Below are 24,441 nucleotides of genomic sequence, written 5' to 3'. Positions count from 1 at the left end.
CCGTCCTCAGTGCGCGGCGGGCGTCTCCGAGGTCGTCGCCTCCGCCTTGCGCAGCCGCGTGGCCAGCAGCACCGCACCGATCATCACCACGGCGGCCACCCCGAAGGAGAGCCGTGCGCCGCCGGCCGTCGCGACCGCCTCGGTGGCGCCGTCGTCGAGCAGGGCGACGGAACGGAGCGTGAGCAGCGCGACGAACATCGCGGTGCCGGCCGCCCCGGCGAGCTGCTGCAGCGTGGTGATCGTCGCCGACCCGTGCGAGTACAGCCGCGGGGGCAGACCACCGAGCGCCGAGGTGAGGGTCGGCGTGAACACGCAGGCCAGGCCCAGGCTGAGCACGATGTGGCCCGCCATCACCCACCAGATCGGCGAGGACGGCGTCAGCGTCGCGAACAGGACCATCGCGATCCCGACGGCGGACACCCCGGGCAGCACGAGCGGGCGCGGCCCGACGCGGTCGTACAACCGGCCCACGACCGGGCCGAGCAGACCCATGAGCAGACCGCCGGGCAGCATCACCAGGCCGCTGGCCAGCGGCGCGAGCCCGATGGCCTCCTGCAGCACCAGCGGCAGGCCGATGATCATGCCGAACATCGCGATCATGGCGACCACGAGCACGCTCAGACCGGCGGGGAACCCGGGGGCGCGGAAGACGCGCAGGTCGAGCAGGGCGTCGTCGGTGCGCTGCAGACGCAGCTGGCGCCACACGAACAGTCCGAGGAAGGCCAGGCCGCCGACGATCGGGACGGCGGGGGAGACCGGCGGGGCGTGCCGCGCGGCCTCGCCCAGCGCCGAGAGGCCGTAGACCAGCCCGCCGAAGGCGAGACCCGCCAGGACGACGGACAGGGCGTCGAGGTGCTTCCGGGACCGCTCGGCGACGTCACGGACCAGGAACAGGCCGATGCCGAGGCCGAGCAGCGCGATCGGCAGCATGACCCAGAAGACCTCGCGCCAGCCGAGGGCATTGACCACCGCGCCGGACATGGTCGGTCCGAGCGCGGGGGCGACGGCGATGACCAGCGACACGTTGCCCATGACGCGACCGCGGTGGTGCGGGGGCACGATCGTCATGACCGTGGTCATGAGCAGGGGCAGCATGACGGCCGTGCCGGAGGCCTGCACCACCCGGGCGGCCACGAGCAGCCCGAAGACCGGGGCCAGACCGGCCAGCAGGGTGCCCAGGGTGAACAGCGACATGCCCAGGACGAACGCGTTCCGGGTGCCGACCCGCTGCAGCAGCCACCCCGTGGTGGGGATGACGACGGCCATGGTCAGCAGGAAGGCGGTGGTCAGCCACTGCCCGGCCGACGCCTCGATGTCGAACTCGTCCATGACGGCGGGCAGCGCCACGCCCATCGTCGTCTCGTTGAGGATGACGATGAACGCCGACACCATCAGCAGCGCGATGACGCCGAGGTGCTCGCGCGACAGCTTGTCGGTGTCGCGGGCGGAGACGTCGTCGTGGGACGCTCCGCCGGGCGGCGCCTCGGTGGTGCGTGCGGACATGACCCCTCCCGGTGGTTCGCATCGATTGTCGTCGACCGCGGGCGGCGCTGCGCACGGACTGACCCGTCAACTCAAGGTGCTACCAGCCTGCGATATTCCTTCGCCCGGGGCGACTTGTTTTCTCCCCGGAACTCATCGGTCGGTCCGGTGGCCGGTTCAGCGGTCGACCGGGCGGTCGACCCGGGCCGGATCTCCCGAGAGGTGCACGGGGGCCGGGTGCCGGGCACCCGTGAGGCCGAGCACCGCCGCGACAGCCACGTAGGCCAACGCGAGGGCGACGAACAGGCCGCGCGACCAGCCGTCGTCGGGCACGGCCCACGCGGCGAGCAGCGCCGCACCGACGAACGCGGCGTTGTACAGCACGTCGAAGAACGCGAACGCGCGGCCGCGGAAGTCGTCGTGGGTGTCGCGCTGCACGATCGTGTCGACGGCGATCTTGGCGCTCTGCGCGGCGAGGCCGAGCAGCCCGGCCCCGAGGAAGATGATCGTGCGCGACGGCGTCGTGGCCAGCAGGAGCTGGGAGGCCGCGGCGAGCAGCAGCATGCACACGATCCAGCCCTGCGGACCGGTGAGCCGGGAGAACACCGGGGTGACGACGACGGCGGCCGCCCCGCCGACCGCCGTCGCGGCCAGCACGAGGGCGAAGTTGGCCAGGCCGGCCGTGGTGTCGCCCGGGTCGGCCAGCAGGTTGCGGGAGATGAGGATCGCCGCGATGAAGACCACGCCGTACAGGAACCGGTGGGCGCCCATGACCAGCAGCGCCTGACCCGGGGTCCGGCGGGCCGTGAGGTAGCGGGCACCGTCGACCAGACCGCGCGCGACGGCGGCGAGCTCGGCGGCGAGGTGGCCGCGGGTGGGGTGCTCCGGACCGAGCTGGTCGCGTCCCAGCCGCAGCGCGAGCAGCCCGGCGACGCCGAAGACGACGGCGGCGCACACCAGCGCGGCGGCGTCGTGGATCCGGCCGGGCGGGATGCCGAGGCCCAGGACCAGACCGATGCCGCCGCCGAGGAACACGGCGCCCGCGCCGAGGGTCGGGGTCAGGGAGTTCGCCGTGAGCAGGTAGGGGCCCGCCACGACGCGGGGGAGGCCCGCGCTGAGGGCGGCGAGGAGGAACCGGTTGACGCTCAGGGCGAGCAGGCCCAGGACGATCACCCACACGTCGCCGCTGCCGCCGAGTCCGACGGTCAGCATGATCGCCGCCATCGCGCCGGTGATGAGCAGCCGCAGGGCGTTGCCGTAGGCGAGCACCTGACGGCGTCGCCACCGGTCGAGGAAGACGCCGGCGAACGGGCCGACGATCGTGAACGGCGCGAGCATCACCGCGAAGGCGCTCGCGACGCCGACGGCCGTCCCGGCCCGCTCGGGGGAGAAGAACAGCAGGGAGGCGAGCCCGACCTGGAACATGCCGTCGCCGGCCTGGGAGACGAGCCGGACCGCGAACAGCCGGCGGAACCCCTGCAGGCGCAACAGGGCACCTAGGTCGTGCCAGGTCTCGCCCAGTGCTCCCACCGCTGTTCCCGTCCTTGTCCCGAGGTAGGCCCGATCCGGCCGAGGTAGGCAACCTTCTGCCCAGGTAGGCAAGATCCAACCGAGGTAGGCAACTCTCCGCCCAGGTAGGCACGATCCCGCCGAGGGAGGCAGACCGACCGGTCCGACGACCCGCGGCAACCCGCGCCCGTGACGGTCAGTCTGCCTACCTGGTGGGGGAGTTGGCTATCTCGGCGAGAAGTTGCCTACCTCGCGGGGCTGGTCAGGTCAGCGCTCCACGTCGCCGGTGATGAAGGCCTCGAGCTGGGCACGGCCCTGCGTGTCCTCCATCTGGACCGGCGGGGACTTCATGAAGTAGGTCGACGCCGACAGGATCGGGCCGCCGATGCCGCGGTCCTTGGCGATCTTCGCCGCGCGGATGGCGTCGATGATGATGCCGGCCGAGTTGGGGGAGTCCCAGACCTCGAGCTTGTACTCCATGTTCAGCGGCGCCTCGCCGAACGCGCGGCCCTCGAGGCGCACGTAGGCCCACTTGCGGTCGTCGAGCCAGGCGACGTAGTCCGACGGGCCGATGTGGACGTTGCGGTCGTCCTTCTTCCCGGACAGCGGGCCCTCCAGGTTGGAGGTCACGGCCTGGGTCTTGGAGACCTTCTTCGACTCGAGACGGTCGCGCTGCAGCATGTTCTTGAAGTCCATGTTGCCGCCGACGTTCAGCTGGTACGTGCGGTCCAGGATGACGCCGCGCTGCTCGAAGAGCTTCGCGAGCACGCGGTGCGTGATGGTCGCACCGACCTGGGACTTGATGTCGTCGCCGACGATCGGCACACCGGCGTCCTCGAACTTCTTCGCCCACTCGGGGTCCGAGGCGATGAAGACCGGCAGGGCGTTGACGAAGGCCACGCCCGCGTCGATGGCGCACTGCGCGTAGAACTTGTCGGCCTCCTCGGAGCCCACCGGCAGGTAGGAGACGAGGACGTCGACGTTCGCGTCCTTGAGCGCCTGCACGACGTCGACCGGCTCGTCGGCCGCCTCGTCGATGGTCGCGGCGTAGTAGTCGCCGAGGCCGTCGAGGGTCGGGCCGCGCTGGACCATGACGCCCGTGGGCGGCACGTCCGCGATCTTGATCGTGTTGTTCTCCGAGGCGATGATCGCCTCGGCCAGGTCGAAGCCGACCTTCTTCGCGTCGACGTCGAACGCCGCCACGAACTCGAGGTCGCTCACGTGGTAGTCGCCGAACTGCACGTGCATGAGACCCGGGACGGTGTCGGCCGGGTCGGCGTCGCGGTAGTAGTGCACACCCTGGACCAGGGACGATGCACAGTTTCCGACACCGACGATGGCAACGCGGACGGAGGTCATCCTCGCTCCTTGTTTCTCGGGGCCGGGGCGTGGTGCGCCCCGGCGTCGTGGTCGCGGTCGCGGCCGCTGACGCGGTCGCGCTCGGTCGTGATGAGCCCGTCGAGCCAGCGCACCTCGCGCTCGACCTGCTCCAGTCCGTGCCGCTGCAACTCGAGAGTGTACTCGTCGAGCCGCTCGCGGGTCCGGGCTGCGGACTCCCGGACCGCCTCCAGGCGCTCGGTCAGCCGGGTGCGCCGGCCCTCGAGGATGCGGAGGCGGGTCTCGGCGTCCGTCTGCGCGAACAACGCGAACCGGACGTCGAAGCTCTCGTCCTCCCAGGCCGAGGGGCCGGAGGAGGCGAGAGTGGTCTGGAGGTGTTCCTTGCCCTCGGGCGTGAGGCGGTAGACGATCCGGCCCCGTCGCCCCGTGAGCGGCTTGCTGCCCGACGACGGTCGTCCCGTCGTGCCGGTCGCGGCGGGACGAGCCGCGGCCGGGTCGGGGTCGACCGTCTCGATCAGCCCGCGCCCGACCAGGGACTTCAGGGCCGGGTAGAGGCTGCCGTAGGAGAAGGCGCGGAACGAGCCCAGGAGCAGGTTGAGCCTCTTGCGCAGCTCGTAGCCGTGCAGCGGGGCGGAGCTGAGCAGGCCCAGGACGGCCGTCTCGAGAACGTTCGAGCGACTACGCACCCGTGTTCTCCCTCCCGTGCCGACGGCACCTCTCATGACGTTGTATCGAGTCGATACATCACAAGGATAGGACGTGCGCGAGAACCGGGCAATCGGTGCGTTGCGCGTCACGTCGTCCGCGCTGGGCCGGCGGAATGTGAAGGGCTCGTGGAGCACGGGGCAGGGCTCTGGGGACGACCGGCGCACAAACCGTTGCGTCGCGCGCCTTTCTGCCCGTGCCGTGCGGCGTATCCCCTAGTGTGCGGTGGGGTTTCTCGTGTCCGCAGGGGGCGGAACAGGGACGAGGACATCGGACATCGAAAGGGTGGACGTGGCGAGCACACGCAACCGTCGCTTCTGGAACTATCCGCGCCGGGGCAAGGGCCTCGTGCAGCGGTGGCTGCCGTCGTGGCGCATCGTCCTCGGCGCGGCGCTCACGTTCGCCGCCCTCGGCGCCGGGGTGTTCTTCGCCGCGTGGACCTCCACCGCGATCCCGGAGAACCTCGACGACGTCGACCACCAGGCCACGACGGTCTACTACGCCAACGGCAAGGAGATCGGGACGTTCTCGACCGTCAAGCGCGAGATCGTGGCCTACGAGGACCTGCCCTCGCACGTCGGCGACGCCGTCGTGGCGAGCGAGAACGCCTCGTTCTGGGAGGACCCGGGCGTCGACGTCATGGGTCTGGCACGGGCGATGTGGACGAACCTCACCACGGACTCCCGGCAGGGCGGCTCCACCCTGACCCAGCAGTACGTCGAGCGCTACTACCTGGGACAGACGACCGACATCGCCGGCAAGGCCCGCGAGGCGATCATCTCGCTGAAGATCACGCGGGAGCAGCCCAAGGAGCTGGTGCTGGAGCGCTACCTCAACACGATCTACTTCGGGCGCGGCGCCTACGGCGTGCAGGCAGCCGCCCAGGCGTACTTCGACAAGGACGCCGCGGACCTCACCTTCTCGGAGTCGGCGATGCTGTCGGGGATCATCCCGGCGCCCGTGCGCTACGACCCGTCGGAGAACCTCGACATCGCGACCGCGCGGTGGGAGCGCAGCTTGAACCGCATGGCCGCCCAGGGGTACATCACCCAGGCCGAGGCCGACTCGGCGGAGTTCCCCGAGTTCGTGGAGAAGAACGCCAGCGGCAACAGCCTCGGTGGCCAGAAGGGCTACATCATGGAGGCGGTCCGCAAGGAGCTCCTCGCCAGCGGGGAGTTCACGAAGGAGGACCTCGAGTCCCGGGGTCTGCAGATCCACACGACGATCAAGCCGAAGCTCCAGCGCAACGCGGCGAAGATCGTCCGGAACATGCCCGAGGGGGCGAACGAGAACGTCCGGGCGTCCCTGGTGTCGATCAACCCGGAGGACGGAGCGATCTGGGCGCTGTACGGGGGGCCGGACTACCTCGAGCAGCAGATGAACACGGCCACGGACGACGTCGTGCAGGCCGGTTCGACGTTCAAGCCCTTCACGCTCATCGGGGCTCTCGAGGAGGGACGTCAGCTCACCGACCGGTTCGACGGCAACTCGCCGAAGATCTTCCCCGAGGCCGACGACGGCCAGGACTGGACCGTCAACAACTTCGGCGGCTACGACTACGGGGACCAGATCGACCTCGTCGAGGCGACCGCGCACTCGGTCAACACGGCCTACGCCGAGCTCAACATCGACGTCGGCCCCGCCAAGACCGCGGAGGTCGCCCACCGCCTCGGCATCGAGGAGGGTGCGACGAACGACGCGGGCGAAGAGGTGAATCCCCTCGGCACCAACAACTCCAACGTGCTCGGTACCGAGTCGGTCTTCCCCGTGGACCTCGCCTCGGCGTACGCGACGATCGCGGGCGGGGGCTACTACGTGCAGCCGCACGTCATCAAGAAGGTCGAGCACATGGACGGCACCCTGCGCTGGGAGCCGGACACCTCGACGGACAAGCGGTTCGAGCCGGACGTGATGAACGCCGCGACGTACGCCATGACGCAGGTCGTCGAGGAGGGCTCCGGACGGGCCGCGCTCGAGCTGACCGGCCCCGACGGCCAGCGCCGACCCGTCGCCGGCAAGACCGGTACGGCGCAGAACAACGAGACCGCATGGTTCGCCGGCTTCACCCCGCAGCTGGCCACGGTGGTCAACCTCCGGCAGTACGAGACCGTCGACCTCGACGCCGGGATCATCAAGGGCAAAGCGCAGATCGACGACTTCGAGCCGTACGGCGAGATCACCGGCTCGACGTGGCCCGCGGACGCCTGGACCGACTTCATGCAGGTGGCGCTCGAGGGCAAGGACGTCGTGGAGTTCCCGTCGTACACGCCGCCCCGGCCGACGTTCTCGCCGTCGCCGACCCCGAGCGAGACCACCCCGCAGTGGGTCGAGCTGCCGGACGACCTCATCGGCATGAACATCAACGAGGCCACGGCGCTGCTCGAGGGCATGGGCCTGGTCGTCGCCACGCAGGCGACCGAGAACGAGGCCGAGAAGGGCACCGTGGTGAACTTCTACGACCCGGGCGGTGCCGTGGAGTCCGGCTCGACGATCACGCTCTGGGTCTCGACCGGGGCGGTCGAGGAGCAGGAGCAGGTCGCGGTGCCGAACGTCGTCGGGCAGCCCGCCGGCTCCGCCGAGAGCCAGCTCAACCGGGTCGGCCTCGGGGCGGAGGTGGTCCAGGAGCCCAACAACGAGATCCCGCGTGGTCAGGTGATCCGCACCGAGCCCGGTGCGGGCAGCGAGGTCGAACCCGGGACCACCGTGCGGATCGTGGTCTCGACCGGGCCGCAGCCGACGCAGGAGCCCACGCAGGAGCCGACGTCGGAGCCCACGCAGTCGCCGTCGCCCTCCGGCCCGCCGGGCAACGGCAACGGCAACGGAAACGGGTGACCGACACCACGCGCCACCGCGCTTCGTCCGGGGTGCCCGCAGCGGGTATCCTGGTCGACTGGCCGTACCGCCGTCGTCCCCACCGGGGGCGGCAGGGCACGGCCGACGCACGCAAGAACCCTCCTGCCACGGAACGACCGTGGCCGCTGAGACCAGAGGAGGTGGGTTGACTCATGCGTCAGTACGAACTGATGGTGATCCTGGACCCGGAGGTCGAGGAGCGCTCCGTGGGCCCGACGCTGGACAAGCTGCTCAAGGTCATCACGACCGACGGCGGCAGCGTCGACAACGTGGACATCTGGGGTCGTCGCCGGATGGCCTACGACATCAACAAGCGCTCCGAGGGCATCTACGCCGTCGTGAACTACACCGCGACGCCGGACACCGCGAAGGAGCTGGACCGTCAGCTCGGCCTCAACGAGGGCGTGCTGCGGACCAAGACCCTCCGCGCCGTCGCTCACTGAGACCCGCTGAACCGAGACACCCCGTATCCCGGCTGGGCACCTGTCGGTGCCCCGTGATGGGATGCCACTGAACATCGAGGACAGCCGAATCTCGCGGACGAACGAAGGAGCTTGGCATGGCTGGTGAGACCGTCATCACGGTCGTGGGAAACCTGACCGCGGACCCGGAGCTGCGCTTCACCCCGTCGGGTGCAGCCGTCGCCAACTTCACGATCGCGTCGACGCCGCGCACGTTCGACCGACAGGCGAACGAGTGGAAGGACGGCGAGGCGCTCTTCCTGCGTTGCTCCATCTGGCGCGAGGCGGCGGAGAACGTCGCCGAGTCGATGACGAAGGGGATGCGCGTCATCGCGCAGGGCCGCCTTCAGCAGCGTTCGTTCGAGACCCGCGAGGGTGAGAAGCGCACCGTCGTCGAGCTGCAGGTCGACGAGATCGGCCCGTCGCTGCGGTGGGCGTCCGCCAAGGTCGCCCGCACACAGCGCAGCGGCGGCGGTGGCGGCGGATTCGGTGGCGGCTACGGCGGCAACGCCGGTGGCCAGCCCGGTGGTGGCGGTGGATTCGGTTCCTCCGGCGGCGCACAGCAGAGCGACCCCTGGGCCACGGCTGGCCCGGCGTCCTCGGGCGGCGGGTTCTCCGACGAGCCCCCGTTCTGATCGTCGCCCACATCCACGATCACCTGATCCCCCGGCGTCACGCCGGCGGGGTCGACACCTGAGAAGGAGCACTCACCATGGCCAAGCCTGTGGTGCGCAAGCCCAAGAAGAAGGCGAACCCGCTCAAGGCCGCGAAGGTCGAGACGGTCGACTACAAGGACACCGCCCTGCTGCGGAAGTTCATCTCCGACCGCGGCAAGATCCGTGCGCGTCGCGTCACCGGCGTGAGCGTGCAGGAGCAGCGCCAGATCGCCAAGGCCGTCAAGAACGCGCGCGAGATGGCCCTGCTGCCGTACTCGTCGTCGGCCCGCTGAGGAAAGGATCCAGATCATGGCAAAGCTGATCCTGACTCACGAGGTGACCGGTCTCGGTGAGCCCGGCGACGTCGTCGAGGTGAAGGACGGGTACGCCCGCAACTACCTCGTCCCGCGTTCGCTGGCCACGCCGTGGACCAAGGGCGCCGAGTCGCAGATCTCCGCGATCCGCAAGGCCCGCAAGGCCCGCGAGATCGCCACGCGCGAGGACGCTCAGGCTGCGGCCGAGTCGATCCAGTCGCGGACCTACACCGTGGAGGCGCACGCCGGCGAGTCCGGCCGCCTGTTCGGTGCGGTCACCACCGCAGACATCGCCGCTGCCGTGAAGGCGGCCGGCGGCCCGTCCGTCGACAAGCGCAAGATCGAGATCGGCCAGCCGATCAAGTCGCTCGGTGAGCACACCGTGTCGATCCGCCTGCACCCCGAGGTGTCGGCGAAGATCGCGCTGGAGGTCGTCGCCGGCTGACGCCGGTCCGATCGTCCGACGGCCCCGGTTCCCCTGTGGGGGAGCCGGGGCCGTCGTCGTTCCCGGCTCCCTGGCTCTGGTCAGGTGCCGAGGACCATCCAGCGCTCGCCACGGGCGCGCAACCCCGTCGTCAGGGCTCGAGCCAGCATGAACACGCCGGCGAACCCTGCCCACAGCCACGCGAGTCCGGCCGCTCCCTCCGGCGCCCAGGCACGGACCGCCAGTGCGACGGGCACGTAGACCACGAGCGTGAGCATGCCGGCCCACGCGAGGAACCGGCCGTCGCCGGCGCCGATGAGGACGCCGTCGAGCACGAACACCCAGCCGGCCATCGGCATGAACACCCCGCACGCGACGAGCCCGGCCGTGATGGCGACCCGCACGTCGGGGTCGGGGGAGAACAGCGGTGCGATCCACCAGGACGACGCCGCGAGGACGACGCCGATGACCGCCCCGGCACCGACGCCCCACTGCAGGCAGCGCCGCAGCACGGCCCGCACACGCGCGGTGTCCCCGGAGCCGAGCCCGAACCCGACGAGCGCCTGGGCCGCGATCGCGAGGGCGTCGAGCGCGAAGGCCGCCAGTCCCCACAGGCTGTTGACGACCTGGTGACCGCCGAGCGCGACGGCGCCGAGTCCCGTCGCGACCCACACCGTCAGCAGGATCGCCAGGCGCAGGGACACGGTCCGGACGAACAGCGGCGCCCCGGCGACGGCGTTGGCCCAGATCCCCGCACGGTGCGGGCGCAGCGAGGCACCCCGGCTTCGGGCCCCGGTGACCACGACGACGGCGAGCACGACCGCCATCAGCAGCTGCGCCGTCGTCGTCGCCAGGGCCGACCCCGCGATCCCCAGCCCGACGCCGTAGACCAGGGTGACCGAGCCGACAGCGTTGAAGACGGCGCCGCCCGAGGCCACCCACAGGGGTGTGCGGGTGTCCTGCAGCCCGCGCAGCACGCCGGTCGTGGCCAGGACCAGCAGCATCCCGGGCAGGCCGGGCGCGGACCAGCGCAGGTAGGTGACCGCGTGCGTGGCGACGTCGTCCGAGGCCCCCATGACCGCCACGGCCCACGGGGCGGCCGTCCACAGGAGCGCCGCGAGCACGACGCCGAGCCCGAGGGCCAGCCACATGCCGTCGACGCCGGACTGGAGCGCGGCGCGGTCGTGCCCGGCGCCGAGGCGGCGGGCGACGGCCGCGGTGGTGGCGTAGGCGAGGAAGACGCAGAGGCCGACGAGGGTGACCAGGAGGGTGGAGGCGAGAGAGAGCCCGGCGAGCTGGGCGGTCCCCAGGTGGCCGACGACGGCGCTGTCGACGAGCACGAACAACGGCTCGGCGACGAGCGCTCCGAGGGCGGGCCAGGCGAGCGCGAGGATCTCGCGATCGATGCGGCGGATGTCACCCACCGAGTTTTCCTCCACAGCATGAGTACGGCGTCGGCACAGGTCAGGCCGCACGCGAGGGCTTGTACACAGGGGATTTCCTCAGTTGTGCACAGGGTTGTCCACCGCCTGTGCACAGGCTGCGGGCAGTCTTCCACATGGGGGTCCACATGTTCGTCCACAGCGTCCGTTGCAGTCGTGCACGGGCGCGCCTACCGTCGACCCGAGTGTCGGAGGGGCACGGTAGAACAAGACCTTGACGACCGGTGAACGCGCCGCCTGTGGCGCGGTCTTCCGGTGAGAACCGGACTGGGGGACGCATGTCGATCGAGGAGCTCGAAGCGGGATACGGAGCGTCGTCGCCCGCCTTCGACCGCACCCCTCCGCAAGATCTCGATGCCGAGATGAGCGTGCTCGGCGGCATGCTGCTGTCCAAGGACGCGATCGCCGACGTCGTCGAGCAGATCCGCGGCAACGACTTCTATCGCCCCACTCACGAGACGATCTACGAGGCGATCATCGACCTCTACGGTCGTGGCGAGCCAGCCGACGCCATCACCGTGGTCGCCGAGCTGACGACGCGGGGCGAGATCGGGCGCGTCGGCGGCGCCTCCTACATCCACGACCTCATGGCCGGCGTGCCGACGGCGGCCAACGCCGGATACTACGCGCGCATCGTTCACGAGCGGGCCGTGCTGCGACGGCTGGTAAGCGCGGGCACCAAGATCGTCCAGCTTGGGTACGCGACAGAGGGCGGCGACGTCGACACCGTCGTCAATAATGCTCAGGCCGAACTCTACGCCGTTACCGAACGGAAGGCATCAGAGGATTACGCGCCGCTGGCGGAGATCATCGGGTCCACGATGGACGAGATCGAGGCCGCCGGCAATCGCGGCGAAGGCATGGTCGGTGTGCCTACCGGCTTCGCGGACCTCGATCGCTTGACGAATGGTCTGCATCCCGGCCAGATGATTGTCGTAGCCGCGCGGCCGGCCATGGGCAAGTCGACCCTGGCACTCGATCTTGCGAGGGCGGCTTCCATCAAGAGCCAGAAGACGTCCGTTGTCTTCTCGCTCGAGATGAGCCGTACCGAGATCACCATGCGTCTGCTGTCGGCCGAGGCGCGTGTGCACCTGCAGAAGTTGCGCAACGGCTCGATGGGTGACGACGACTGGCAGAAGCTCGCCAAGATCATGGGGAAGGTGTCCGATGCGCCGCTGTTCATCGACGACTCGCCGAACATGTCGCTCACCGAGATCCGCGCCAAGTGCCGCCGACTCAAGCAGAAACACGACCTCGAGTTGGTCATCGTCGACTACCTGCAGCTCATGACGTCCGGCAAGAAGGTCGAGTCCCGGCAGCAGGAGGTCTCCGAGTTCTCGCGGGCGCTCAAGCTGTTAGCGAAGGAGATCGAGGTCCCGGTCATCGCGTTGTCCCAGCTGAACCGCGGTCCCGAGACCCGCAGCGACAAGAAGCCGCAGATGTCTGATTTGCGTGAATCGGGTTCTATTGAGCAGGACGCTGACATGGTGATACTTCTGCACCGAGAAGATGCATACGAGAAAGAGTCGCCGCGTGCCGGAGAAGCGGATCTCATCGTCGCTAAGCACCGAAACGGCCCGACAGACACCATCACCGTGGCATTTCAGGGTCACTACTCGCGATTCGTGGATATGCAAGCATAGCTGACAACGGCCGAGTTTTGGCGCGGCCACCCCCTATCGGGTTATGGTCAACAATGAATGCGGAGGCTCTTAGTTGAAGGGATCGCTGACGACAGACTGCCGCAACTGCCGGCAGCCCATTCATCTGTTGGTTATGTATAGCGGACGCAAGGCAGCGTTCGAGCCGGAGCGGCGCGATCCCGGAAGTGACACCGGTGTGGAACTGGAGCGGTGGTATCCGATTCGCGGCAAAGGTATGACTCCTGGTGACATGCTTGACGAGTCGATCGGTTTGCAAGGTTATTATGTGCGGCATCGTTGCTTACCCGCGCTGCGAACTCCCGAGGATGACTCGATCGTTGTGCGCGGCCAAGGAGTTAGGCGCGCGCGAGAGATCGCCCTCAACTCGCAGTACGAGTACACTTATCGCTGGCCAGGTATGGTTCATATACTTCGTGACGATTTGTACCGTGCCGTATGCGGGGACACTATGCCTGGTCGTCGAACGGCGCCGCGTGAGCGCTCACGGATTCCGGATATGCCGGTGTGTCCGAGGTGTCTCGAGAATCTGGAGGGTCTGCCCAAGCGCAGTCGAGCAAGGATTCTTCTTGATCAGACTCTCGCCGATCAGGCATCGCAGGCGCGGTCTATTGCACCGGAAGTTCTCGGGCAGTTCGTTCGACGGCGTCTGGGTGACGACAGGGTGGGCGGTACTCGTCAGCCCTGGCACACGGCTGCGTGTCCAGAGGTTGATCGGTCCATCAATCCGCTCGAGTGGATCGGTCGCGACTATATTCCAGACGGTTCGGTTGTCTGCCGTACCTGCAACCCGGTTACTCCGGAAGATCGTCGCCGAGCCCATCAGCGCAATATTGCCAACAAAGTATCAGCCGAGCAGATTCTGCGCAATGAAGAGGCGGCCAGGAATGAGCGTCGCGCTGCCGCGCGGGCGGGTTTTTCTGAGCTTGGTCCTTACGTCTTTCGAGTCGGCATCAGGGGCGAAATTGGCGCCGTTCACCGGTTCGACTGCTATCGATTGATTGGTCGCGATCCAACCGATTCTGGTTGGCAGGGGACTAGTGCAGTGCAAGGCCGTCGTGCGTGCGATGTTTGTCGTCCGGATCAGGATCCCCTGGGCGGCTCCGAGGCTTAGGCGTAGGTGTTATGGCTCGAATGGCGTACTGGAGCCGGTTGCTTACCCTGTTTCCTCGGCCGCGAGGTGGACGCTCGAGTGCACGACGGCACGGCGCGTCGCGATCGCCCAGCTGCCGGCACGCCGCTCGAAGGAGTCCAGGTAGCTGCCCGCCGAGAGGAGCCACCGTCCGTCGGCCCGTCGCGTCAACGCCGCGACGGTGGAGACGCCCTCGGCCGCGTCCCGCCCGGTCAGGGTGATGGAGGTGTTGCTGGTCCAGTGGTGCATCTGCGGCTGGGAGTCCCACTGGTGCTCGATGGCGGCTCGGATCTGGTCGTGGCCGACGAAGCGGGCCACGCCGACGTCCCACGTGGCGTCGGGATGGAACGTCGCCAGGAAGCGGGAGAGGTCACGGTTGTCCGCTCCGTGGGCGTACTCCGCGACGACGCGGTAGAGAGCCTGGGTCGACTCCAGCCGGTCGAGACGTTCCTCGAGGTCGTCATCCGGACGCATCCCGCCATGCTGGACGATGCCGCGGGCGGTGACCACCGAGGGAGGACTCGGTCAGCCGTACGACTCACAGCCCCAGCCGTTACCGTCGGCGTCGAGGCGGTGGTAGTCGGGCGGGTAGACGCGGACCTTCTTGCGGATGTCGGAGCAGTCCAGGTCGGGTCCGGGCTGGTTCCAGGGGGCGCTGCGCTGGTCGGTCGACCCGGAGCTCGTGCTGGTCGACCGGAGCTTGACCGTGGCGCGGGTGGGCTCGAGGACCTGAACGCTCTTGCACTTGTCCAGCCGCGCGTTGAGGTAGCGCTTCTCCTTCGTGTTGACGCTCATCTTCCAGCGCCACTTCACGGCGATCCACTGCTTGACGTAGACGCAGCGGTAGGAGCTGTTCGGGGGCATCCACTGGTGCGGTTCGCGGGAGCCCTTGGACCGATTGGACGACGCGGACACCGCGATGAGGGAGTGCTTGTAGCGCAGGTCGTTGGCGAACCGCTTGCGCGTGTTCTTGGTCCACTTCTTCGCCCCGGAGGCCCATGCCTCCTTCAGCGGCACGACATGGTCGATGTCGAACGTCGACTTGTTCGTCGTGGTGCGGCCGTCGTACTTCGAGCGCCACTTCCCTCCGGAGATGGCGCAGGTCGACGCTCGGACGCGGGGTTTGCGGACGGCCTCGGCGATGAGGACCTCCTCGCGGGTGTCGCACACGTCCTTGTCGCCGGTGTCGATCCAGTGGCGGAACTTCGACCGGTCGTAGCCCTTGTTCGTCTCGGACCGAACCGGTAGCTGCCGCAGCAGCTTGCGTGCCGAGACCTTGTCGCCGGCAGCCTCGGCAGGTGCGGCGGTGACCGTGGGCACGACGAGACCGATCGTGGCTGCGAGCACGCAGGCGACGACGGCGGACAACAGCGAGCGGAATGACATCGGAGCCCCCACGGCGTCAGTTGACGTAGCGAACAGAATCTAGCCGTCGCCGACGTCCCTCACGCCGTCAGGAACGACTCCTGGCCCGAAGTTCACCCGGCACTCGTCCGCGCACGGTCACGGGCTACGGGTGCCTGAACCACGAGGGCCCAGCGCGCCGCCACCGCGTCACGGGGCAGCCGCACTACGGTCATCACGTCCGGACCCCCCGGTTCAGCGAGGAAGGACGTCGATGGGACTCTTCGGCCGTCGTGCGCGACGCACCGACCGCAGCCCGGCTCAGGCGACGCAGGTCGAGTCGCGACCGCCCCGTGATCCCGAGCCGAGCGGCGCCTCGAAGCTGTGGTCCGACGGCGTGGGCCGGGTCGCGACACGCTCGTTGCAGGTCCTCGCGGTGATCGCCGTCGTCGCCGTCCTCGCCTTCGCCGGCACGCGCCTGACCCTCGTCGTGATCCCGCTCCTCATCGCGCTGGTCCTGGCGGCGGCGATCTCGCCGCTGGTGTCCTGGCTGCGCCGCCGCGGGGTGCAGTCGATCCTCGCGACATGGCTCGCGCTCCTCGCGCTGATCGCCATCCTGGCCGCCGTCATGTGGCTGGTGGTGCGAGCCGTCGTCGACCAGTGGGACGAGCTGCAGCAGCAGGCGCTCGACGGCTTCGACTCCCTGCAGTCCTACGTCCAGGACCTGCCGTTCCAGATCTCGGAGGAGCAGATCAGCTCCGTGCGGGACTCCGCGCTGAACTTCCTGCAGTCCAGTGCGGTGGGGTCCGGTGCGCTCCAGGGCGTGTCGCAGACCGCGGACTTCGTCGCGGGCTTCTTCATCATGATCGTCGTGCTGTTCTTCTTCCTGAAGGACGGCCCGGCCATGTGGGAGTTCCTCCTGCGCCCGTTCGACGGCGAGGCCTACGAGCGCGGCCGGCGTGTCGGGACGGCGACCATCCAGACCCTGGGCAACTACGTCCGCGGGACGGCGATCGTGGCGGCGGCCGACGCCGTCGGCATCGGGATCGGGCTGGCGATCGTGGGTGTGCCCCTGGCGCTCCCGCTGTCGGTCCTGGTCTTCCTGCTCGCCTTCATCCCCCTCGTCGGTGCCACCCTGGCCGGCATCCTCGCCGCGCTGGTCGCGCTGGTCGCCGTGGGTCCGGTCGAGGCGCTGATCGTCGTCGCGATCGTCGTCGGCGTGAACCAGCTCGAGGGCAACTTCCTCCAGCCGATCGTCATGGGCCGGACCCTGCAGCTGCACCCGCTGGCCATCCTCTTCGCCCTGACGGCCGGCACGGTGCTCGTCGGCATCACCGGGGCGGTGCTCGCCGTGCCGATCGCCGCGTCGATCTGGCGGGCGATCCAGGTGTGGGACGGGCCCAACCTGCCGGCGAAGTTCGCGCGTCAGAAGCGATCCGAGACAGTCTGAGCCCGGCTCCGCCGCGCACACGGATCACGCCGACGGGCCGCTACGCGTACTCGGCCCAGACGCGCTGCTGCGCACCGTCGACCGTGACCATGCCCCCGTAGGGCAGGATCCACTGCGGCCGGGTGTGGCCGAACGGCACCCCGACCACCACGACAGCGTCAGGGTTGTAGTGCAGGACCGTCTCGACAACGACGTCGCGCTGCTCGGCGCGCTGGGCGGCGCGCTCCGCCGTCGTGCGCTCCACCTCGAAGGACGACGTCGGGGGCCGGGCGACGACGACGGCGTCGACGGCCGAGAGGAGGCCCCGCTCGCCGAGCGACCGCACGATCCAGCCGACCTCGCGGGCCGGCAGGAGCTCCTCGGAGGTCTCGAGCAGCAGGACGCCGCCGTCGACGACGGCAGGGTCGGTCGGGAAGCGGCCCGCGGTGAGGATCCAGGGGAGCACATCGAGGCAGCCGCCCCAGGTCCGTCCGGTGACGGACCGCTCGGGACCGGCCCAGGTCCACGGCTCGGTGCGCTCGCGGTGGCCGTGCGCGGTGAGCGCCGCCGGGTCCTGCCAGTCGATGCCGAAGTCCTCGGACTCGCCGGGCTCGGTGATCTCCAGGCGCTCGCCGGTGAGCAGCGCGGCGCGCAGCGAGGCGGCGTGCACCGGGTCGACGGAAGGCCCGGGCCCGACGTGCACCTGGGTCGACCCGCCGTAGAAGCCCGCGACGCCGTGCGTCCACAACCAGCTCAGCAGGTTCGTGTTGTCGCTGTACCCGAGGAACGGCTTCGGGTCCGCGCGCACGAGCTCGGCGTCGAGGTGGGGGATCACGGTGATCTGGTCCTCGCCGCCGATCGTGGCCAGCACGGCGCGGATCTCGGGGTCCGCGAAGGCCGTATTGAGATCGGCAGCGCGGTCCTGCGGCGTCGCACCGAGACGTCGGGTGGTCGGGTACTCGACGGGGACCAGGCCGGTGACCTCCTGCAGGCGCTGCATCGCCTGCTCGTGGACCGCGGGGGCGAACCCGGGCGCGGCGAACGACGGCGAGACGACGGCGACCTTGTCGCCGGGGGAAGCCTTGCGGGGCGAGACGAGATCCATGGCCGACATCGTGCCGTGAGCGTGGCCGGCAGGGAACCTGATTCTCCCGCCGGAGGGGACGTCGTCGCCGGTCAGTGGCGCGGACGGCCCGACCACCACTGCACCGCGGCGGAGACCACCCGCTCGGGGGAGCGGACCCAGCGGATGTGGTCGTTGCTCGCTCCGGCGGGCACCTCGCGGTCGGCGTAGTCCCAGCGGGTGACGACCTCGGGGTCGAACAGGTCCCGGGCGAACGCCTCGACCGCCCGGCGGGGCGCCAGCGTGTCGCCCTCGAGGCTGACGACGAACGACGGCGTCCCGATGGGTGGCGCGGTCGGGAAGGGCGGCTGCCCGTTGCGGGCCATCGCCGCCCACTCGCGCATGAGGGTGCGGGCGCCGGGACCGCCGAACGCGGGTTTGGGCAGGTAGCCGAAGACGGCCGTGAGCGCCGGCACGATGACGCCACCCATGAGCACGAGGTGCAGACCGCCGTACGGGAAGTGGCGGTGGTCGGGGAGGGCCCCCGCGACGGTGATCAGCCCGTCCACCGCGCCACCGGTCAGCAGGTAGCCCGCTGCGAGCTGGGCGCCGAGGCTGTGGCCGAGCAGCAGCACGGGGCGGTCCGGGCGCTCGCGGCGTGCCGCGACGACGGCGGCAGCGATGTCGTCGATCTCGTCCCGGTAGCTCCAGTCCCGGCCGCGGGCGGCCGTGATCGTCGGGTCCTCGAAGCCGCGACGTGTCAGGGCGCGCGCCTCCCACCCGGCGTCCTCGAACGCCGCGACCACGGGCCGGTAGTAGCGAGAACCGATGCCCATCGCGGGAGAGATCAGCACCACGGGTGCATCGGTCACCGTGGCTCGACCTCGACCTCGACTCGTCGAGCGTGGCGTCTCGGCATGGTGGTCCTCCTGCGGTTCTCCGCCGTGGTCGGCAACGGTCTGCTCGCGGATGATCTCGAAACGCGACGTTACAGCGGTGGTCGGAGCGAGGGTACGGGCATGTCGGGCTGCGCGATCGCCCGGTCCGTGGCACTGTCTGAAGCGCTGGTGAGGGGCGTCCGCCGACGGGAAGGGCGCGAGCGCGGAGGGTGGCGTGTGGATCTCGACGTGACGGATGTCGAGCAGCAGGTGTCGACGGGCGTCCTGCCCGGCGCGAGCAGGATCGACGAGCTGGTCGACGACGCGCACGCTCGCTACCGGGACCTCGAGGACGGTCGGGTGGCCGACTACATCCCGGTGCTCGCCGGCGTCGACCCGCGCCTCTTCGGCCTGTGCGTCGCCGAGGTGGGCGGCGGCCTCCACGGTGCGGGCGACGCGGGGGTGGAGTTCTCGGTCCAGTCGATCTCGAAGGCGTTCGTCTACGCCCTGGTGTGCGAGGCCGCCGGGCACGAGGGCGTGCGGGACCGGGTCGGCGTCAACAACACCGGGTTGCCCTTCAACTCGGTGATGGCGGTCGAGCTCAACGACGGTCACCCGATGAACCCCATGGTCAACGCCGGCGCGATCGCCACGACGGCCCTGGTCCCCGGGACGACGCCGGCCGAGCAGTGGGAGAACGTGCGCACCGGCCTGTCCCGGTTCGCCGGGCGCCAGCTCGAGCTCGACGGCGAGGTCTACCGCTCGGAGTCCGAGACGAACGCGCGCAACAAGGCGATCGCGCGGTTGCTCCAGAGCTACGGACGGATCGACGTCGACCCCCTCGACGCGGTGGACGTCTACACGCGCCAGTGCGCGCTGCGGGTCAGCGCCCAGGACCTCGCCGTCATGGGCGCCACGCTGGCCGACGGCGGCGTCAACCCGCTGACGGGCGAACGGGTGGTCTCGGCGCAGGTGTGCCGGGACACGCTGGCGGTGCTGGCGTCGACCGGCATGTACGAGCGGTCCGGCGAGTGGTTGTTCGAGATCGGCCTGCCCGCGAAGTCGGGCGTCGCGGGCGGCATCGTCGCGGTCGCGCCGGGCAAGGGCGCGATCGGCACGTTCTCCCCGCCCCTGGACCCGGCGGGGAACAGCGTGCGGGGTCAGCGCGCCGTCGCCCACCTGTCGCGCAGCCTGGGCCTGAACGTCTTCGCCTCGTCCGTCCACGTCCCCGAACGTGCCGAACCCCTCGAACGGCAGGTGCCCCTCGCATGACCCAGACCACCGCTGCGCACGAGACCCAGGAACGGGCCTCGTGGGTCCCCATGATCGGCCTGTTCCTCGCTCAGGTGCTGATGTCGTTCAACGTCGCGGCGCTGCCGATCTCGATCGGTGGCATGGTCGACGAGTTCGGCGTGCCGCCGACCGTCGTGAGCTCGACGATCGTCACCTACGGCCTCGCGGTGGCGGCGCTCGTGATGACGGGCGCCAAGCTCGGCCAGAGGATCGGCTGGGTCGTGGTGTTCCGGGTCGTCATCGCGACGTTCGCCGGCTCCGCCCTGATGATGATCTTCTCGCCGACGGTCGGCTGGGCGATCGCCGGGCAGGCCGTCGCCGGGGCATCGGCCGCGATCATCGTGCCGTCCCTGGTGGCGCTCGTCGCAGAGAACTACCACGGGCCCCAGCAGGCGACGGCGATCGGGTCCCTCGGCTCCGCCCGCGCGATCTCCGGCGTGAGCGCGTTCTTCATCGGGGGGACCCTGGGCACGCTCGTGGGATGGCGCCCGGTGTTCGGCATCGTGCTGGGCCTGGCGGTGGTGGTCTTCCTGCTCAGCTTCCGGCTGCGGTCCGACGCCGGCGACCCCGGCATCCGGATCGACCTGGTGGCCGCGGTCCTCATCGGCGCCGCGATCGTGTCGTTGACGCTCGGGTTCAACAACCTCAACGCGTGGGGCCTGTTCTACGCCCGGGACGGTGCGCCGTTCGACCTCCTGGGTCTCTCGCCCGCGCCCCTGCTCGTCGTGCTCGGCGTGGTGCTCGGCCAGGTGTTCTTCGGGTGGACCCGACGCCGCATGGCGGACGGCAAGGTCCCGCTGGTCGACCTGAGCGTGCTGGGTCGTGCCAGCGAGCGGGCCGCGGTGTACGCGATGTTCATCGTCGTCGCGCTCGAGGCGGCCCTGAACTTCACCGTCCCGCTGTACATCCAGATCGTGCAGGGGCGGACCCCGTTCGACACGGCGTTGGCGATGATGCCGTTCAACCTGACCGTCTTCGTCACGGCCACGCTCATCGTGCGCTTCTACCGGCGCTACCCGCCCCGCACGATCGGCGTGTTCGGGTTCGTCCTGACCACCGTCGCCCTCGGGTGGCTGGCCTTCGTGGTGACGAACAACTGGGAGACGCTCCCCACGATCCTCGGGCTGTTCGTCTTCGGCGTCGGTCAGGGGGCCCTGGTCACGCTCGTGTTCAACGTCCTGGTGACCGCCGCGCCCAAGCGGCTGGCCGGCGACGTCGGCTCGATCCGCGGGACGACGCAGAACCTGGCCTCGGCGGTCGGTACCGCTCTCGCCGGTGCCCTGCTGGTCACGGTCCTCAGCGTGGGGGTGGGACGTGCCGTCGTCGACCACCCCGAGCTGCCGCCGGAGCTGGTGGCCCAGGTGGACCTCGACAACGTCAACTTCGTCAGCAACGACGACCTGCGCGAGGTCCTCGCCGGCACCGACGCGGACGCCCAGCAGGTCGAGGCCGCCGTGGCGCTCAACGAGGAGGCGCGGCTCGACACGTTGCGCATCGGGCTGCTGATCCTGGCAGGTCTCAGCGCGACGGCCATCCTGCCGGCCAGCCGGTTGCCCCGGTACCGGCCCGACGAGATCCCCGACCCCCGGCCGGCCCCGACGTCGTGACGGCCGGGTCCGGCCTCAGGAGCCCTGCCCCGCCTCGGCCGCCACCGGCTCCTGCCCGAGCCGGCGGGCCAGCACGGAGCACACCACGAGCTGGAGCTGGTGGAAGACGACCAGCGGCACGACGACGACGGCGAGCGTGGCGGCGGGCAGCAGCGCCGAGGCCATCGGCAGGCCGGTGGCCAGCGACTTCATCCCTCCGACGAGCAGCAGGGTGACCCGCTGGTCGTGCGGCAGCCCCAGCGCGCGGCCACCCCACCAGGTGGCGGCCAGCATGACGCCCAGCAGCACCCCGGCCGACCCGACCAGCACGAGCACGACCCACACGGTCATGTCCGCCCAGATACCCTCGGCGGTCGCGCCGCTGATGGCCGTGAACACGATGAGCAGGATCGTCCCGCGGTCCACGGCCGTGGTGACGGCCTTGTGCCGCCGCACGAGCCCGCCCACCCAGGGCTGCAGGAGCTGGCCGAGCACGAGCGGCGCGAGGAGCTGCAGCAGGACCGTCTGCAGACCGTCCACCCCGACAGCCCCGTCACCGGCGACCGCCCCGCTCATCAGACCGAGCACCAGCAGGGGAGTCGCGAGCATGCCGACGACGTTCGACACGGTGGCCCCGCAGATCGCGCCGGCGACGTCGCCGCGGGCCACGGACGTGAACGCGACGGCGGAGTTCACCGTGGACGGGAGGAGCGAGACGCAGAGCAGCCCGACGGCGATCCCCTGGCCGACGAGCGGGCCGACGGCCGCGGAGAGGGCGAGCCCGGCGAGCGGGAACGCGATGAACGTCGCAACGAGGAGGGAACCCTGGAGGCGCCAGTTGGTCAGCGACCGCCAGATCTCCCGCGTCGGCAGCCGCGCGCCGTAGAGCAGGAACAGCAGGGCGATCGCGACGTCCGTGACGACGTCGAGCACGCCGCGCACGTCGTCCGGGACGGGGACGACGACGCCGATCAGGAGGGCGAGGACGATGGCGACGACGAACGGGTCGACCCATTGCCGCACCCCTCGCCACAGGGAGCTCGGACGGCCGGAGCGTCGGGTCACAGGGGGTCCTCTCGGGTGGTCGCGACGACCGTACGGTACGCCCTGTGCCGTCACGGACGGCCGCTCGCCTCACAGGACGGGACGGCGGACGCCCTGCGTGGGGCCTCCGACCCGCGCCGGTCGCGGATCACTCCTAGGCTCGGGCCATGACGACGCGGCGGAGTGGTGACACGAGCGACGACACGACCGGCGCGCCACCCGGATGGCTGGCCGACGCCGTCGTCTACGAGATCTACCCGCAGTCCTTCGCCGACTCGGACGGCGACGGGATCGGCGACCTGCGCGGCGTCATCGACCACCTCGACCACCTGGAGTGGCTCGGGGTGGACGTCCTCTGGTTCAACCCGTGCTTCGCCTCGCCGTTCCGGGACGCCGGCTACGACGTCGTCGACTATCTGCGGATCGCGCCGCGGTACGGGACGAACGAGGACATGGTCGAGCTCGTCGAGCAGGCTCGCCGGCGGGGCATCCGGGTGCTGCTCGACCTCGTCGCGGGACACACCTCGATCGACCACCCCTGGTTCGTGCAGGCCCTGGCCGACCCGGCCGACGACCGGTACATCTGGGCCGATCGCGCCGGGCCGGCGCTCGTCCCGTCGCCCGGGCCGCGTCCGGGCTGGTACCTGAAGAACTTCTTCGACTCCCAGCCGGCGCTGAACTTCGGCTACGCCCGGCCGCACCCCGACGAGCCGTGGCGGCAGGTGACCGACGCCCCGGGCCCGACGCGCAACCGCGAAGCCCTGCAGGAGATCATCGGGTTCTGGCTGGACCGCGGCGTGGCCGGCTTCCGGGTGGACCTGGCCTTCTCGCTCGTCAAGGACGACCCCGACCTCGAGGCGACCACCGCGCTGTGGCGCGAGATCGCGGGTTGGATGCACGCGCGGTATCCGGACGCGGTGCTGCTGCCGGAGGCCGACGACGACAACACCGCCGACGCCGGGCTGCGTGGCGGGTTCGACGCGGACTTCGCGCTCGTCATCCAGCGCGAGCACAGCGCGCTGTTCAACAACGGCGCCACCGGCTACCTGACGTGGCAGGACCCGGCGGTGGCCGAACCCTGCTACTTCGACCCCGACGTCGACGGGGCGGACGGCACCCGCGCGCTCGAGACGTTCCTGCAGGTGTGGGACGAGCGGGAGCGCGAGGCCGGTGCGGACCGGCTGGTCGTCCTGCCGACCGCGGACCACGACTTCTCCCGGCTCGCCGCGGGACCGCGCACCGGTGACCAGCTGCGCCCCGCCTTCACGTTCCTGCTGACCTGGGGATCGCTGCCGTCGATCTACTACGGCGACGAGATCGGGATGCGCAACCTGCCCGAGGCGCCGGAGACGGAGGGGAGCCGCTGGAACCCGGGCTACGACCGCGCGGGCTGCCGCACCCCGATGCAGTGGGACGACGCGCTGGCGAACAGCGGCTTCTCGACGGCACCGGCCAAGCGGCTCTACCTCCCGCAGGACCCGGACCCGTCCCGTCCCACCGTGGCGGCACAGCGGGACGACCCCGGATCACTCCTGCACCACGTGCGGGACCTCGTGGAGCTGCGTCGACGCACCCCGGCGCTGCGCACCGGCGGGCCGCGCACCGTGGTGCACGTCGGGTACCCGTTCGTCTACCTGCGCGGCGAGGAGCACCTCGTCGTCGTCAACCCCCGCCGCGAGGCGGCCCGGGCCACGATCCCGGCGCTCGCGGGCGCGACCGCGACGACGGTCCTGGGCGACGGGGTCCGCGTCGAGGACGGGGTCGTGGAGGTCGCCGGTGGCGGTCACGCGGTGCTCGCCCTGACGGGACCCGGGAGCTGAGCGACCG

20 protein-coding genes are annotated in these 24,441 nt (G+C 70.2%); 10 read left to right on the top strand and 10 right to left on the bottom strand.

Annotation, left to right across the window (positions count from 1 at the left end):
* Positions 1–6: 6 nt before the first annotated feature.
* From PO879_RS16190 to PO879_RS16175, 4 genes are all read right to left on the bottom strand, one after another.
* On the bottom strand, positions 7–1,503 hold the full coding sequence (locus PO879_RS16190) for an MDR family MFS transporter (RefSeq protein ID WP_278235885.1): 1,497 nt from the start codon (positions 1,501–1,503) through the stop codon (positions 7–9).
* A gap of 156 nt (positions 1,504–1,659) precedes the next feature.
* Positions 1,660–3,012 carry an MFS transporter gene (locus tag PO879_RS16185; RefSeq protein ID WP_278235884.1) on the bottom strand — a complete coding sequence of 451 codons (1,353 nt, stop codon included), beginning with the start codon at positions 3,010–3,012 and terminating at the stop codon, positions 1,660–1,662.
* 246 nt (positions 3,013–3,258) lie between these two features.
* The gene (locus PO879_RS16180; protein ID WP_278235883.1) at positions 3,259–4,350 is read right to left on the bottom strand and encodes an inositol-3-phosphate synthase; all 1,092 of its coding nucleotides are present in this window, start codon (positions 4,348–4,350) and stop codon (positions 3,259–3,261) included.
* Positions 4,347–5,015 carry a PadR family transcriptional regulator gene (locus tag PO879_RS16175; protein WP_278235882.1) on the bottom strand — a complete coding sequence of 223 codons (669 nt, stop codon included), beginning with the start codon at positions 5,013–5,015 and terminating at the stop codon, positions 4,347–4,349. The genes PO879_RS16180 and PO879_RS16175 overlap by 4 nt, the downstream gene beginning before the upstream one ends.
* A gap of 310 nt (positions 5,016–5,325) precedes the next feature.
* On the opposite strand from PO879_RS16175, the gene PO879_RS16170 reads away from it, so the two are divergent.
* From PO879_RS16170 to rplI, 5 genes are all read left to right on the top strand, one after another.
* Positions 5,326–7,866, top strand: a complete 2,541-nt coding sequence (locus PO879_RS16170) for a transglycosylase domain-containing protein (protein ID WP_278235881.1) — start codon at positions 5,326–5,328, stop codon at positions 7,864–7,866.
* A 173-nt stretch (positions 7,867–8,039) separates the two neighbouring features.
* Positions 8,040–8,330 (top strand): 30S ribosomal protein S6, encoded by a 291-nt coding sequence (rpsF, locus tag PO879_RS16165; protein WP_278235880.1) that lies wholly within the window; start codon positions 8,040–8,042, stop codon positions 8,328–8,330.
* Positions 8,331–8,446: 116 nt separating this feature from the next.
* A complete protein-coding gene (locus PO879_RS16160; protein WP_278235879.1) occupies positions 8,447–8,983 on the top strand; it encodes a single-stranded DNA-binding protein in 537 nt (178 codons plus the stop codon).
* 77 nt (positions 8,984–9,060) lie between these two features.
* Entirely contained in the window at positions 9,061–9,297 is a 237-nt protein-coding gene (gene rpsR / locus PO879_RS16155) for a 30S ribosomal protein S18 (protein WP_106265817.1), read from the top strand.
* Positions 9,298–9,313: 16 nt separating this feature from the next.
* Positions 9,314–9,763, top strand: coding sequence for a 50S ribosomal protein L9 (gene rplI / locus PO879_RS16150; protein WP_278235878.1), 450 nt, complete (start codon positions 9,314–9,316; stop codon positions 9,761–9,763).
* Between the two features lie 80 nt (positions 9,764–9,843).
* Here rplI and PO879_RS16145 read toward each other — a convergent pair whose 3' ends face one another.
* Entirely contained in the window at positions 9,844–11,166 is a 1,323-nt protein-coding gene (locus PO879_RS16145) for an MATE family efflux transporter (protein ID WP_278235877.1), read from the bottom strand.
* A 296-nt stretch (positions 11,167–11,462) separates the two neighbouring features.
* Between PO879_RS16145 and dnaB the strand changes: the two genes are divergently transcribed.
* Entirely contained in the window at positions 11,463–12,827 is a 1,365-nt protein-coding gene (gene dnaB / locus PO879_RS16140; protein WP_278235876.1) for a replicative DNA helicase, read from the top strand.
* A gap of 1,174 nt (positions 12,828–14,001) precedes the next feature.
* Here the strand turns inward: dnaB and PO879_RS16135 are convergent.
* Positions 14,002–14,451: a nuclear transport factor 2 family protein gene (locus tag PO879_RS16135; RefSeq protein ID WP_278235875.1), complete on the bottom strand. Its 450-nt coding sequence runs from the start codon at positions 14,449–14,451 to the stop codon at positions 14,002–14,004.
* Positions 14,452–14,502: 51 nt separating this feature from the next.
* Complete coding sequence (locus tag PO879_RS16130; RefSeq protein ID WP_278235874.1) at positions 14,503–15,363, bottom strand: HNH endonuclease family protein; 861 nt, start codon at positions 15,361–15,363, stop codon at positions 14,503–14,505.
* Positions 15,364–15,595: 232 nt separating this feature from the next.
* On the opposite strand from PO879_RS16130, the gene PO879_RS16125 reads away from it, so the two are divergent.
* A complete protein-coding gene (locus PO879_RS16125) occupies positions 15,596–16,771 on the top strand; it encodes an AI-2E family transporter (protein WP_278235873.1) in 1,176 nt (391 codons plus the stop codon).
* 40 nt (positions 16,772–16,811) lie between these two features.
* Here PO879_RS16125 and PO879_RS16120 read toward each other — a convergent pair whose 3' ends face one another.
* Positions 16,812–17,864: a S66 peptidase family protein gene (locus tag PO879_RS16120; protein WP_278235872.1), complete on the bottom strand. Its 1,053-nt coding sequence runs from the start codon at positions 17,862–17,864 to the stop codon at positions 16,812–16,814.
* 62 nt (positions 17,865–17,926) lie between these two features.
* A complete protein-coding gene (locus PO879_RS16115) occupies positions 17,927–18,685 on the bottom strand; it encodes an alpha/beta fold hydrolase (protein WP_278235871.1) in 759 nt (252 codons plus the stop codon).
* A gap of 243 nt (positions 18,686–18,928) precedes the next feature.
* Between PO879_RS16115 and glsA the strand changes: the two genes are divergently transcribed.
* Both glsA and PO879_RS16105 read left to right on the top strand, forming a co-directional pair.
* Positions 18,929–19,963, top strand: coding sequence for a glutaminase A (glsA, locus tag PO879_RS16110; protein ID WP_278235870.1), 1,035 nt, complete (start codon positions 18,929–18,931; stop codon positions 19,961–19,963).
* The gene (locus tag PO879_RS16105; protein WP_278235869.1) at positions 19,960–21,591 is read left to right on the top strand and encodes an MFS transporter; all 1,632 of its coding nucleotides are present in this window, start codon (positions 19,960–19,962) and stop codon (positions 21,589–21,591) included. Before glsA ends, PO879_RS16105 begins: the two co-directional genes overlap by 4 nt.
* A gap of 15 nt (positions 21,592–21,606) precedes the next feature.
* On the opposite strand, the gene PO879_RS16100 is transcribed toward PO879_RS16105, so the two are convergent.
* Entirely contained in the window at positions 21,607–22,635 is a 1,029-nt protein-coding gene (locus tag PO879_RS16100) for a bile acid:sodium symporter family protein (RefSeq protein WP_278235868.1), read from the bottom strand.
* Between the two features lie 146 nt (positions 22,636–22,781).
* Here PO879_RS16100 and PO879_RS16095 point away from each other — a divergent pair, with 146 nt between their 5' ends.
* Positions 22,782–24,434, top strand: coding sequence for an alpha-amylase family glycosyl hydrolase (locus PO879_RS16095; protein WP_278235867.1), 1,653 nt, complete (start codon positions 22,782–22,784; stop codon positions 24,432–24,434).
* The last annotated feature ends 7 nt before the right edge of the window (positions 24,435–24,441 follow it).

The organism is Isoptericola sp. AK164 (assembly GCF_029643425.1).
Taxonomy (GTDB): Bacteria; Actinomycetota; Actinomycetes; order Actinomycetales; family Cellulomonadaceae; genus Isoptericola; species Isoptericola haloaureus.
The sequence above is the reverse complement of the archived record's forward strand: the minus strand, read 5'-3'. Positions and strand labels throughout refer to the sequence as shown.